Raw genomic sequence first — 13,358 nt, forward strand, 5'->3', positions numbered from 1 at the left:
TCTTATCTAGCTCCAACTTTAGACAAAACAACTTTAATAGTTTTCATCATGATTACAAAATCAGCCCAAAGTGACCAGTTGTTTATGTACCAAACATCTAATTCATTTCGCTCTTTAAAAGTAAGCTCATTTCTACCGCTTACTTGCCATAACCCCGTTATGCCTGGCTTTACTTTCAACACAAATTCTTTATGTTCACCCAACTTGTCTGATTCGCTTGTCATGTAGGGACGAGGACCTACTAAGCTCATCTCTGCTTTTAAAACATTGATAATTTGAGGTAGTTCGTCAAGGGAAGTTGAGCGCAATATTTTCCCAATTTTTGTAATTCGTGGATCATTTTTATACTTATGATACTCTTCATAATGAGCAATCTCTTCAGGATGCGCTAGAAGATAACTCTCCAAGAGAGAAGCTGAATTTTCGTACATAGTTCTATATTTATAGCATATAAAATTATTATCATTCTTTCCAAGTCTATACTGTTTGAAAAAAACCAAACCTTTAGAATCAGCTCGAATCAATATAGTTATGAGTACATGTATAGTTAAAAACAGAGGTAAGATAAGAAGTGTCATAAAAAATTCTGCAACACTTTTTATCCATATATTATGTTGAAGCAGGAGTTTGTTCTCTACTTGTATGGTAGAGTTTCTAATATTGAAATATTCCATGATGTTAGAGTTAGCAAAATTAACACTAGAGACATAAGGAACTATGTAAACCTCTGTATGGTTTTGTAGATATTTTGCAACTCTTCTCTTCATGGTTTTTGCATCAGTTCCTTTTGATGCGATGATTACTGTATCGTATTTTGAATCACTGTAGCGCAGACCTAAGTACCAATTTTCTCTAAACTCTTTTTTAAAAATCTCTATTTGAGACTCTTCACCAACTATATAAACTTTTTTAATAAAAAAATCTATCTTATAAAAAACTTTTTTACTCAATCTTTTTACTACAGGCAAGATAAATAGCGCGAACATAAAGTATAAGCTAATAAATAGTCGTGAATACTCTTGTGAAACTTTGCTTAGTGTCAATAGCGCCATAATGATAAGATAACCATAAAAGAGAGACTTCATAATTTTTCTAGTCTCTTGCCAAAAGTCATATCTTAATGTATATATTTTCTCATAAAACAGAAGTGCGAAAATAACAAAAATAACAAAAGAGAAATCCTGAATTTGCAATGTTTTAAATAGTGGTAAAGAAGAATCACTTAAGCTAGTTCTTACATAGAGAGTCAAATAGAAAAGAGCAATCAAAACTATAATATCAATTAAAATAAGTACAAAACTTAGAGTATATTTTCTCATATTTTTACCTTTGAATTTACAAAAGTTCTCAGCTCATCTTTAAACCTATCGGTAGAGTAAGTTTTTACATGATGGGATATTTTTTTTGAATCAAGCTGCAGTGATTCAAATAAATTTACTGCCTTTATTATATCTTCTGGTGTCTGTTTTTCAAAATGTACTCCTGTTATTCCATCAATTACTGTCTCTGCTGTTCCACCATCATTAAGAGCGATTACAGGAGTTCCGCAAGACATGGCTTCGATTGGAACTATCCCAAAATCCTCTATTGCTGCATAAACAAATGCTTTTGCTCTTTGCATATGTTTGATTAAAATCTCATCTTCTTGATAACCAAGCAGAGTTATATTATCTTTTGCGATAGCTTTGATGGAATCATACTCTTCACCAGAGCCTATAACTATGAGCGCCCTATTTGGCATTTTATTAAAAGCCTCTACTATGAGTTTTGTTTTTTTGTATGAAACTAACCTTGAAGCAGTAAAGTAAAAATCATCTTTTTTCTCTTTTAAAGTAAATTTATCAGTATCTACAGGTGGATAAATCACTACAGAATCTCTATCGTAAGTTTTTTTTATTCTATTTTGAACAAACTTTGAATCAGCTATAAAAAAATCAACTCTTCTTAGGGTTTGTATATCCCATTGTTTTATATATCTCAAAGTTTGTTGTACTAAAAACTTTTTTGGCTGCTTCAAGTTAGAAGTGTATTCATCATAAAGATCCCATGCATATCTTATAGGTGTATAGCAATATGAGATGTGAACTTGATTTTTTCTCTTTTTAACACCTTTGGCAACTGCCCATGAAGAGCTTATTATAAGGTCGTACTCACTTAAGTCAAAACTCTCAATGGCTCTTGGAAAAAGTGGCAGATAGTTTCTGAAGTGTTTTTTTGCAAAAGGTAATTTTTGGATAAATGAACTCTTTGCAAATTTATTATTTAGCACATCAGCTCTATCTTTGTCATTTAAAAAATCTACCAAAGAAAAAATATCTGCATCTGGATAAATATCTACTATAGCTCTTAATACCTTCTCAGCTCCTGCATTTGTTACAAGCCAATCATGTACTATAGCTATTTTCATTTTTGTAAAACCTCTTGAAACACTTTTATATGCTCTAGAGCTGATTTTTCCCAACTAAACTCTTTGGCTCTCTCTAATCCTTTTACTACCATCTCTTGTTGGAGAATTTTATCTTTTAAAACTAACTCTATCTTCTCTTTTATATCTTTTGTATCATTAGGATTACAATATATAACCGCATCGCCACCAACTTCAGGTAGAGAGCTGCTATGGCTGCAAACCACAGGTGTTCCACATGCCATAGCTTCAAGAGGAGGAAGTCCAAAACCTTCATAAAAAGAGGCAAATACAAAACATGAAGCTAAATTATAAACTTTTGCTAATTCTAAATCGGAGATAAATCCAAGATAAATAATATTTTCTCTGTTTTCATCTATGATGCTCATTATTTCACTGTTTTCCCAGCCTTTAAAGCCAGCAAGCACAAGCTTGTACTCGTTTTTTATTTCATTTGGCAAGAGATTATATGCCCTTAGTAAACCTATTAAATTTTTTCTCGGTTCTATACTACCTACACTGAAGATAAATTTTTTTGGGAGTTCAAAATCAACTTTTAAATCATCATACATTTTAAATAAATCATGATTTATTCCATGGTAAATCACTTTTACTTGCTCTTGATTGAAATCTAATCTATCTATTATCTCTCGTTTTGAAAATTCTGAACCTGTAATAATCATATCACTTCTTTTAATATTTTTAAAAAAATGCTCTTCAAAGTACTCTATTCTCTCTTTAGGGTGAAAATCTTTATGCAATATAAATGAAAAGTCATGAACTGTAGTGATAGTTTTATTGGCTTTTATACCTTCTATTGGTATAAAATTTGGTTCCCAATAAAGGTCATATGTTGGTGTAAAAATTTGACTTGAAATTTTTACAATTTTTCTAACTATTTTTTTAAATAATTGATTTTTTGATACGATAGATTTTAATAATTTTAAATCTTTTTTATCTAAATGGTGAACTAATGATTTGCTATGATACCCATAAAAAAAACTACACTCAAAATATTTATCTTTTTCTACCCTTTTAGATATCTCATAGGTGTACCTGCCAATACCAGTTAAAGATGACATTAAAGAGATAGTATCAATTAGTATTTTAAATTTCAAGCATTTTTCTTAAAGTTTGTTTAAATTCTTTTTGTTCAACTTCTCCTATTAGAGCAAAAAGTTTACTGCTTGAACCAGTTAATGATTTTATTTCATCTTTTCGTACAAACGCTGGATTTATTTTTACTTCTATTTTATAACCTGCTATTTCACTCATCATCTCAATTACATGTAGTAGTTTTATGCCTCTGTTGGAGGCTATGTTTACAACTTCGCCCTTAGCATCACACTCTAGAAGTTTTTTATAAACCTCGCATGTAAAAGATACATCATTAAACTCTCTCTCTACATGTAAGTTTCCAAGCTCTATAACATCTTTTTTCTCTTTAAAATGTTTTATTATTTTAGGTATCAAAAATTGTTCGGCTTGTCCAACTCCTGTATAGTTAAAAGGTCTTGTTATAATAATGGAAAGTTTATCAAAGTATCCTCTTGAGAGAGATTCCATGGCATATTTACTTGCTCCATAGTGATTTGCAGGAAGAGGACAAAGGGACTCATCTAATACCTCTAAACCCTGATTTCCATAGACTGTAGCACTGCTAGCGAGTACTATTTTAGAGGGATTTTGTTCAAGCTCTACAAAAGCATCTAAAATATTTGTAGTGCCTATAGTATTTACTCTGTAAAACTCTTCATGGCTTCCATGAGCCGCAAAAGATATTCCAGAGAGATGAATGAAAAAATCAGGTTTTACCTTTTGTAAAACTTCTAAAATCTGCTCTTTACATGTAACATCACACCTATACTTTTTAGCTCCACTCTCAAAAAAAGAGGTTCCATATACATCGTATTTGGCTTTTTCTAAGTACGATGAGAGATGCACTCCTGTAAAACTATCTATACCTGTTATTAATACTTTTTTCATAACTTAGAAAGAGAACCCTATCTCATTTCTTCTCAAATCCTCTTTTACCATCATGGCACATAACTCTTCTAATGTACATTTTGGCTCCCAACCTAACTCATCTTTTGCTTTTTGTGGGTTTCCTATAAGAATATCTACCTCTGCTGGTCTATAAAACTTAGGGTTTACGCGCACAACTGTTTTACCACTATTTTTATCAACTGCAACTTCATCTTGAGCGTTTCCTTTAAACTCTACTTCTATACCAGCACCTTTAAATGCCATAGTTACAAAGTCTCTTACAGTCTCTGTTCTGTTTGTAGCTAATAGGTAAGTATCTGCTTTATCAGCTTGCAACATAAGATACATTCCCTCTACATAATCTTTAGCATATCCCCAGTCTCTTTTTGCGTCCATATTTCCAAGTTCCATGTACTCTAACTTACCAAGCTTGATTTTTGCAACGCTATCTGTGATTTTTCTAGTTACAAACTCTCTTCCTCTTAGAGGTGATTCATGGTTAAAAAGTATCCCGCTTGTTGCAAATATGCCATAAGATTCTCTATAATTTACTACCATCCAGTGCGCATACATCTTTGCCGCTCCATAAGGACTTCGTGGCCAAAATGGTGTTTTTTCTGTTTGTGGAATCTGTTGAACTTCACCAAACATCTCAGAAGTGCTTGCTTGATAAAACTTTATTTTAGGATTTACTATTCTGATTGCTTCAAGTAAGTGTACGCAACCAAGACCTGTGATGTGCGCAGTTGCAAGAGGCTGTTCAAACGAAACTCCTACAAAGCTTTGAGCCGCAAGGTTATATATCTCATCTGGCTGAATTTCCATAACCATTCTTATGCTGTTTGCTTGATCTGTTAGGTCATACTCTATCAAGTGAAGATTTGGGCTGTTTTGGATTCCAAGCTCTTCTATACGCCAAAAATTCACAGATGAAGTTCGTCTATAAGTTCCATAGACCTCATAACCTTTATTTAAAAGCAACTCCACTAGATAAGCTCCGTCTTGCCCAGTAATACCTGTAACTATAGCTTTTTTCATTTTTTATTCCTTAATCAACAAGCTTATCCAACAAGCTCATATCTTTAAAATTATTTGTAACTATCAATAACCCAATATAAGAGTTAACCATCTCATATATGTTCTCTATATATTTGTATTTTACTTCATAAAATTTATTTTTAGCCTCATTGAGGTCAATTATGCTTTTGAGTCCATGCTCGTATCCCTGCTCTATTGCATTTACATAGAGTTCAGCTGAAGAGAGCGCATCTTTATACATTGAAACCGAATTGGTAGAAGCCTCAAAAATAGCAAAATACTCATTGTACATAACTTGCGTCTCTTTTTTCGTATTTTGTAAATCTTCATTAGCCGCCATATACATCAATCTAGAAGAATCAACCTTTGAAGAGACATAACCACCTCCATAGATAGGCATACTTAAGCTAAGCATAGCATACTTAATACTATCATAGGGTGCATCAATTGTCGGCGTGTCCGTATCATACATTGAATACGAAACATCAAAATTTACTTTAGGCAGATGTCCGCTTTTTGCATTCTCCACATCTGCTTTTGAAATTTCAACAGCATCATAAGCTTGCTTTATTCTCAAACTCTCTTGGAGTTTATCATCACTCATAACTTTTTCTCTCATCTGCGCTATTGTATCTATTATCGATTTATCGGACTCTATTTTTGGAAGTTCATACTCATTATTGCCAATAAATTGTTTTAGCTTGAGATCATACACTTCAAATAGTTTCTTCTCTTTGTCAAGGTCTATCTGCGTTGAGTCAAATTCAACTCTCATTTGAAGTAAATCCATCTTGTTAGAGAGATTCATCTCATATTTTTTACTTAGTTCTTCAAGTCTGGATTTACTGTAGTTTGAATAAGACTCTAAGAGTTTTATCCTGTTTCTTGATTTTAGGACATCTATATAAGCATTAAAGAGATCTTGTGCTAGTTGCTCTTTTTGAAGTTCTACTTTTGTTTGAGAGTATTTACTTCTTGCTTCTTGCATATCTACTCTTGTATAGATTTCAGGATTATAGATAGCCTGTCTGCCTGTAAGAGAGTAAGTTATCAACCCTTGTCTAGTCTCATTTTTTGTTGGGTTTGAGATATATTCTGTTTTCTTGTAAGATGCAGATAGATTTATTTGAGGATAGAGTTGTGACTGCTCTTGAACTATCTTCTCTTTATCCGACTCAGAAACATAAACTGAGGAGCGGATAATGTTTGCATTTTCAAGAGCCAATTCATAAGCTCTTGAAAAATTTAAAACTTCCGCACCTAAATGGTTAAGAGAGAGTGCTATAAAAAATAGACTAACTGCTACTTTGCTACTCTTCATTAAAACTCCTACTAAACATATCCATAAAAGGTTTAAGTAGATAGCTAAGTGCCGTTCTCTCCCCTGTTTTAATCATAACTTCTGCAGGCATACCTGAGACTAATACAAAGTGATTATCTTGCAAGCTCTTAACTCCCTCTTTAGTAACTTCGATTTTAGCCGAATAATATTGAGTTTTGCCATCTTGATTGATAAAGCTATCTGCCGATACATGTACCACTTTGCCCTCAACTACATGTGATTGTCTTAAATCAAAAGCAGAGAATCTAATATCAGCAATAAGTCCTACTTGTACTTTATCAATATCTGTTATCTGGACTTGCGCTACTACTATAAGTTTTGAGTCTTGTGGAACAATCTCAAGAATAGGTTTTGCAGGCGATACGACACCGCCCTCAGTATGTATTTCAAATCCAACAACAATCCCATCAATTGGTGCTACAATAGCTGTTCTCTCTAGTGTATCCTCTGTTGCAGTTATTTTTGATTTCAAATCAGCAATATGTGACTTTGCTTCAACGTATCTCTCTAGTGTCTCTTTTTGGAACTCTTTTTCTCGTAGAAGCTGTTGAGTTTGAAGTTCACTTATTTGCTCATTTATCTTTGCTATATCAGACTTTGTGCTAGCCAAATCACCCTCAATCATATTGTTTTCACGTTGAAGGTCTCTGATTCTTTGTTTATCTACTAATCTCTGTTTATAAAGAGATTCCCACTCCAAAATCTCTTCACTTATTGAAGCACGTCTATTTTCTTTACTTTTTATAAGAGAGTTAAGTCCATCAATCTGATTTTGCAATTGAGTGATTCTGTTATTTGTAATAATATTCTCATCTTCAATTTTTCTCTTTGTAGTTTCAAATATATTTCTTTGATTTTTTATTATATTTTCATCAGTTGATTCAGGCAAAAACTCAATCACTTTATCGCCGTCTCTTTGTGCCTTTAACCTTGCAAAGAGTGCTAAGGCATCTTGATATTGCGAATTTAAAATATTTAATTGAGCCTTTATCTGTACGTCACTAAGCTTTAAAAGAATTTGATCTTTTTTTACTCTATCTCCATCTTTGACATATATCTTCTCAATCTTTCCGCCTTCTAAATGCTGAATAGTTTTCTTATCCAAATCTGCAGAAACTTTTCCTACCGCAACAGCTGAGCTTGCAAGAGGTGCATAAGCCATCCAGCCACCCATGAGAACAAACATCACAAAGATTATTGCTAATCCAAATCTAATTACTCCAGAGTCATCGTATGATGGCATCGTTATTTTTTTATTTTCCATAATCATCCTAACTACTTGGTTTGCTTAACGATATTTTCGGAGCTTGCGTCATGGGAGCTTGAGCCTGCGTCTGAGCCTGCGCTTGTGCCTGAGCATCTTTTACCGCGGCAGCCATATTTGAGAGTACCTCATTAGTGTTGCCATAAGCTTCCAAAAGACCCTGTTTTATAACAGCGAGTTTATTTGTAACTTGTAGTATGTTTGGTCTGTGAGTTATCAGAATAACAGTCGTATTACTCTCTTTTAAAGATTGTATCGCTTTAACTAGTGCCGCTTCACCTTGATCATCAAGATTTGAGTTTGGCTCATCAAGTACTACTAAAACAGGGTTGTCATAGATAGCTCTAGCAAAACCTATGCGTTGTCTTTGACCACCTGAGAGTGTTGCACCGCCAACACCAATTCTAGTATCATACCCCTCAGGAAGCCTTAATATCATCTCATGAATACCAGCTTTTTGAGCAGCTTCAACTACTTTAACCGAATCAACATCAGTAAATCTTGCTATATTTTGGCTGACTGTTCCTTCAAAAAGTTCTATATCTTGAGGCAGGTAGCCTATATACTTCCCTAAATCTGCTTTGTCCCATTGTGAGATGTCTGCCTTATCTAGTCTTGCTTTTCCTGCAGCTAAAGGCCATAAACCTAAGATAATTCTAGCTAAAGATGATTTTCCAGCAGCACTTGGTCCTACTATACCAACAACATCACCTTTATTTATCAGCATTGAAATGCCACGAATTGATGGCTGAGTAGCACCTGGAGGAACAACAACAACTCCCTCTAAAAGCACTTCACCCTCTGGAGCAGGAAGTTCCATATACTCTTTTTCTTTTGGAAATTCACTCAAGAGTGCATCCAATCTCTCATAAGATGTTCTAGCTGCACTAAAGCCTTTCCAACTACCAATAATCAAATCAAGTGGAGCCAATGCTCTACCCATGATAATAGAACCTGCTATCATCATACCAGCACTTACTTCCATTTTTATAGCAAGATATCCACCGATACCTAAGATAAGAGACTGAAAAAGCATTCTTGCGCTTTTTGACATGTTAGCCCAGATTCCAGCTTTATTGCTTGCACTGTTTTGTGCATTTAAAAAACCGTAATACTTCTCTTGCCATATCCCTAAGATATTGCCCTTCATGCCCATCGCATTTATAACTTCTGCATTTCTTATATTTGAATCTACATATATATTAGATGCTCTGCTTAAATTATTTGCCTCTAAGAGTTTCTCTTTTGTTGAGTATTCGTTAATTATCGTAAACGCTATCAAAACAATAGCCGCAAAAATTGCAAAATATCCGAAAATTGGATGGAACATAAAAAGTACTGCTATATAAATCGGTATCCAAGGAGCATCAAAAAAGGCAAAAAGTCCATTACCTGTCATGAACTGTCTAATTGAAGTTAAATCATTTAGCGGCATTGAGGAGGCTTTTCCAGGGTATTTGTTTGCTACTTCAAAGAGTGAATCAAAAACCCTTTTACTAAGAAGTGCATCAAGTTTATTACCAACTTTTACAAGTATTTTTGAGCGTACTACCTCAAGTAGTGCCATCGTTATAAACAGAACAACTACAATTGCCGTAAGCATATAAAGAGTGCCCTCGCTTCTGCTTGCTAAAACTCTATCATAGAGCTGTAACATGTAGAGTGATGGAACGAGCATAAGTATATTTATAAACATACTAAAAAAACCAACTATTATAAATGATTTTTTAGATGCTAAAATAGCCTCTTTGAGTTCTGAGTTTGTCGGTTTTTGCCTATTTTGTGCTATCTTTGCCATAAAATTCCCTAGCTTTGTCTTGCGTGTGCTATGTTAAAAAGCGCTTGAATATTATCAAGTGACTTAAGGTGTGCGTCTATTAAAGAGATGATTCCTTTTCTAACCCAATCAGCTAGTATATCATCGCTAAGAGCGTTTAACTTCTCTCTATCAACTACTCTAAAACCATTAACAAGAACCTTTTTCTCATCGCCCTCGCCAACAGAAATCTCTCTATCTTCAAGTATTCCACTAGCGGCAATTGCTTTTGCTACATTGCTTGTAATAATTGATTGATTCTCATGTGAAGTTAAAAAATTGATTGCATGTGAGAGAGTCTCAGACTGCTCTTTATCTTTTTTGAAAAGTTGTTTGCCTTTTGTTTTTGAAAAAAGAGGTGACTCTTCGTCTATTAGAATAACTTTTTGATCTGGATTCTCTTTAGTGCTTGCCAATGAAAACGGATATTTTCTCAAATATGATGGAACGTAAGAGGTAACCCATTTTCCATCAGCATTGATAGCCAAACTATCGCCACCAAGTGATACCAACGAGACTAAAGATGGATTCTCATCCGCTGTAAATACTACTGGAAAAGCTGCTCCAACTAATGCTACCTCATTTGCGATTACAGGGATAAACGCACTCTGTTTTGCAAAAAATAGATTCTCCATTGGACTTATTTTTAAATCTTTGTGTTGCTCTTTGTCTAATACTACTAAATTCTTATACATTTTTTTCCTTTTTTCTTCATCTTCTTTTTTTGGACGCCCTCTATCTTTTGAGATAAGCGTCATGCCGACTAAATGCTGTAAATTTTTAACAAAATCTACGCTTCCCGTAACAAGCTGTTTTTCTAAACAACTCACTATAAACTCTTTTTTTGCGTTATTTATACCAGAGTAGAAAAATTGTGAGTACTCACTAAGTCTCTTATCATCTGTATAACCAAGCTTTTTATACAACTCATTTTGAGAAACGATAGAATCAGCCCTGCCAAGAAGGTTTTTGCCAACGCTGCTATATAGATAATCTACATGTGATTGTTGTTCTATATATCTCATAATTTCAAAAAGATAACTCTTGTTCTCTATTAGAGATGCTTTATATCTTCCATCCCAAAGTGTACCTGTACGATTATATTTTTTGTTGAAATAGCCTACATATTTTCTGCCCAAACTCTGCATAAATTTTGATAAAGCATCAGCATGTTTTGGAGTAGCCAAAAATTCAAAGTATTGCGGCATTAAGATATAGGAGTGAATATCCATGTCATGATTTAAACTAAGCTCTTTTAATATCTCAAGAAATAGTATGTAATCTTGCTCTTCTTTAAAAAGAGTAGTATTATCGATGCTCTTAAGTATTACGTGTTGCGCTGCATTTTCAACAAAAATTCTAACTTTACGTGCCAAATATAAATTCCTTAACCTATTTCAAAAAGAATTATACTTTTATTTAGCTTTATTATTTATTAAATGACTCCGACACCTATTTAATTAAAAATAAATGGTGCCATAGTGATTTAGTGCTAAAAATGTCTTGATATTCCCCATTTCATAAAGGGTATAGCGGATTTTATGACATAAATGATTTTTTGCAGTGTTGATTCATCTAGTGCTATTTTTGCAATAACATTTTTGGAACTAAGGCTTAAGACGGTCTGTTTTGTAGTTTTATCAAATGAGAAGTTTACCTCTAGTAAAAGCTCCTCTTCGGTGCGAAAAAGCTCCAAATTTATCGCATCTGTTTCTGAGAAGCTCTCACTCTCTTTTGCGTCTGTTTCTGAACTTATACTTATGCTCTGAGCTAAAGGCGGCTCTGCGTTATAGTGTTTTAGTATAAACTCTTCTGCTGAGGGTATTAGATTTAAGATAAAACTTCTTGTTATCATAAAATCAACTCTATCGCTAATATCATTATAGTTAACAACAACTCTAAGTCTGTCTTCTACTTCATCATAAAGTGGTGTGAATGTTTTTGCTGTAATACTCTTTTTCATAAGTGCAATAATATATGAAATCAGTTTTATCAAAGGTTAATAGGATAAAATTCTGCTCTATTTTCGCCGACATAGCTCAGTTGGCTAGAGCAGCTGATTTGTAATCAGCAGGCCCGGGGTTCAAATCCTCGTGTCGGCACCACACTTTAGAGTAAAAAATCATCATTTATTATTGTTCTCATAGCGCTTAGCATAACCACACCATCTCCTAAACTGCCATGACTATTATTGTAAATGTCCAAATAGAAAGTCTCATCTTCCTCATAATAACTATCTCCAATGATTTCAACAGGTATAAGGGCTTGAGTTTCATCTAGATATAATATAAGAGTTCCTTTTGTTGCTATATAATCTTCTCCAGCACGAGCACTTCCATCTCTTGTTGCATAATCAACACTTATTATTTCGCCAATGTCTGCACGGATTCCTAGATATTGAACTAAAAAGTAAGTGGTGCTTACCTCTGAATCTGCACCTTCTTTTATGTTTTTTACGACATCTTGGGGTTTTGTGGGAGCATCTAGATAACTTGTTCTGATAGTTTTATCTATCCACTCTTGATAATAACTTATACGCTGCCAAGATGCAACCTCACCAAAACTTGAGTCAAGAGAGCTATTTATATCAGGGCTTATACCATTAACATCTATGGTTGCAACAAAAGTTGCGACTCCTGCTAGTTTATTATCTATAAAAGCAGGTCCACCACTATCTCCAGATGCTATTAATCCCTCCATTGTTCCTAATCCTGCATTGGCATTTCCCATTATCATACCTATGGCATCATGCTCAGCATAGCCATCATCAAAGTCAGCGGCTAGTTGTGAGCCTGCTAAGGGCGACCAGCTTAAGTTTGTTTTTGCTTTTATATCGGCAAAATCTGCATCAAAAGTGTTCTGAGTCTTGAGTTTTAAAATCTGATTTGTATCTCTCTCATCCACGCCAGTAGCTCCGTTTCCATGTATGCCATATCCAGCCATTGTAAACGTTTTTCCTATCTCATCACTCTGCCTATAAAGTGTATATCGTTGAGCATCTACAAGTGCAGATTGCGAAAGTTTAACAATCGCCAAATCTCCGTTTGCACTAGTTGGGTCATATTTTTCATACTTTGTGTACGAAGCATCATAAGTAACGGTTCCTAAAGATGTCTCAAGCCGCACCGTTGTATCTGAGGGAGCTAATGAATTAAAAAGATGAGCTGATGTTAAAATAGAGACTCCATCATAAAGGAGAGTGCCTGTTGCAAAATACCCACCATAAGATACTCTTACTACTCCATTGTAAAAATCATTTTTGTATGTTTTGTACCTTGAATCAAGATAATTGTTGAGATAGGTAGTCATATTGCGTTATAAAATCCTCAACATGTAAATATTTTCATAGACAATTATATACAAAACCTATTTATAAAGCTATTGAACATTCGTTATGCTCTTATATCCAACATGTTTTTTGGGTAACTCTTTATTAGGTATAATGTATCATAAGCTTGATAAAGAGCATAAATCTTTAAATTGAGTTTAATACAACATGAGGAGTCAA

General features: G+C 34.0%; 11 protein-coding genes and 1 tRNA gene. 1 reads left to right on the forward strand and 11 read right to left on the reverse strand.

Annotated features, from left to right (window positions below; translation table 11 throughout):
- Nucleotides 1-2: 2 nt before the first annotated feature.
- From SUDEN_RS08855 to SUDEN_RS08900, 10 genes are all read right to left on the reverse strand, one after another.
- Nucleotides 3-1,319 (reverse strand): sugar transferase, encoded by a 1,317-nt coding sequence (locus SUDEN_RS08855; protein ID WP_011373317.1) that lies wholly within the window; start codon nucleotides 1,317-1,319, stop codon nucleotides 3-5.
- A complete protein-coding gene (locus tag SUDEN_RS08860) occupies nucleotides 1,316-2,407 on the reverse strand; it encodes a glycosyltransferase (RefSeq protein ID WP_011373318.1) in 1,092 nt (363 codons plus the stop codon). Before SUDEN_RS08860 ends, SUDEN_RS08855 begins: the two co-directional genes overlap by 4 nt.
- Nucleotides 2,404-3,522: a glycosyltransferase family 4 protein gene (locus SUDEN_RS08865; RefSeq protein WP_238374804.1), complete on the reverse strand. Its 1,119-nt coding sequence runs from the start codon at nucleotides 3,520-3,522 to the stop codon at nucleotides 2,404-2,406. The genes SUDEN_RS08860 and SUDEN_RS08865 overlap by 4 nt, the downstream gene beginning before the upstream one ends.
- The gene (locus tag SUDEN_RS08870) at nucleotides 3,512-4,390 is read right to left on the reverse strand and encodes a GDP-mannose 4,6-dehydratase (protein ID WP_011373320.1); all 879 of its coding nucleotides are present in this window, start codon (nucleotides 4,388-4,390) and stop codon (nucleotides 3,512-3,514) included. The genes SUDEN_RS08865 and SUDEN_RS08870 overlap by 11 nt, the downstream gene beginning before the upstream one ends.
- Before the next feature lie 3 nt (nucleotides 4,391-4,393).
- The gene (gene gmd, locus SUDEN_RS08875; RefSeq protein WP_011373321.1) at nucleotides 4,394-5,428 is read right to left on the reverse strand and encodes a GDP-mannose 4,6-dehydratase; all 1,035 of its coding nucleotides are present in this window, start codon (nucleotides 5,426-5,428) and stop codon (nucleotides 4,394-4,396) included.
- Between the two features lie 10 nt (nucleotides 5,429-5,438).
- On the reverse strand, nucleotides 5,439-6,749 hold the full coding sequence (locus SUDEN_RS08880; protein WP_011373322.1) for a TolC family protein: 1,311 nt from the start codon (nucleotides 6,747-6,749) through the stop codon (nucleotides 5,439-5,441).
- A complete protein-coding gene (locus SUDEN_RS08885) occupies nucleotides 6,739-8,034 on the reverse strand; it encodes an HlyD family type I secretion periplasmic adaptor subunit (RefSeq protein ID WP_011373323.1) in 1,296 nt (431 codons plus the stop codon). Before SUDEN_RS08885 ends, SUDEN_RS08880 begins: the two co-directional genes overlap by 11 nt.
- Before the next feature lie 7 nt (nucleotides 8,035-8,041).
- Nucleotides 8,042-9,832, reverse strand: coding sequence for a type I secretion system permease/ATPase (locus SUDEN_RS08890; RefSeq protein ID WP_011373324.1), 1,791 nt, complete (start codon nucleotides 9,830-9,832; stop codon nucleotides 8,042-8,044).
- A gap of 8 nt (nucleotides 9,833-9,840) precedes the next feature.
- On the reverse strand, nucleotides 9,841-11,226 hold the full coding sequence (locus tag SUDEN_RS11120; RefSeq protein ID WP_011373325.1) for a SapC family protein: 1,386 nt from the start codon (nucleotides 11,224-11,226) through the stop codon (nucleotides 9,841-9,843).
- A gap of 116 nt (nucleotides 11,227-11,342) precedes the next feature.
- Nucleotides 11,343-11,813, reverse strand: coding sequence for a hypothetical protein (locus SUDEN_RS08900; protein ID WP_011373326.1), 471 nt, complete (start codon nucleotides 11,811-11,813; stop codon nucleotides 11,343-11,345).
- 65 nt (nucleotides 11,814-11,878) lie between these two features.
- Here SUDEN_RS08900 and SUDEN_RS08905 point away from each other — a divergent pair.
- Nucleotides 11,879-11,955, forward strand: a tRNA-Thr gene (locus SUDEN_RS08905).
- Between the two features lie 4 nt (nucleotides 11,956-11,959).
- On the opposite strand, the gene SUDEN_RS08910 is transcribed toward SUDEN_RS08905, so the two are convergent.
- The gene (locus SUDEN_RS08910; protein WP_011373327.1) at nucleotides 11,960-13,159 is read right to left on the reverse strand and encodes a Calx-beta domain-containing protein; all 1,200 of its coding nucleotides are present in this window, start codon (nucleotides 13,157-13,159) and stop codon (nucleotides 11,960-11,962) included.
- Between the last annotated feature and the right edge of the window lie 199 nt (nucleotides 13,160-13,358).

Source organism: Sulfurimonas denitrificans DSM 1251, assembly GCF_000012965.1.
GTDB classification, from domain to species: domain Bacteria; phylum Campylobacterota; class Campylobacteria; order Campylobacterales; family Sulfurimonadaceae; genus Sulfurimonas; species Sulfurimonas denitrificans.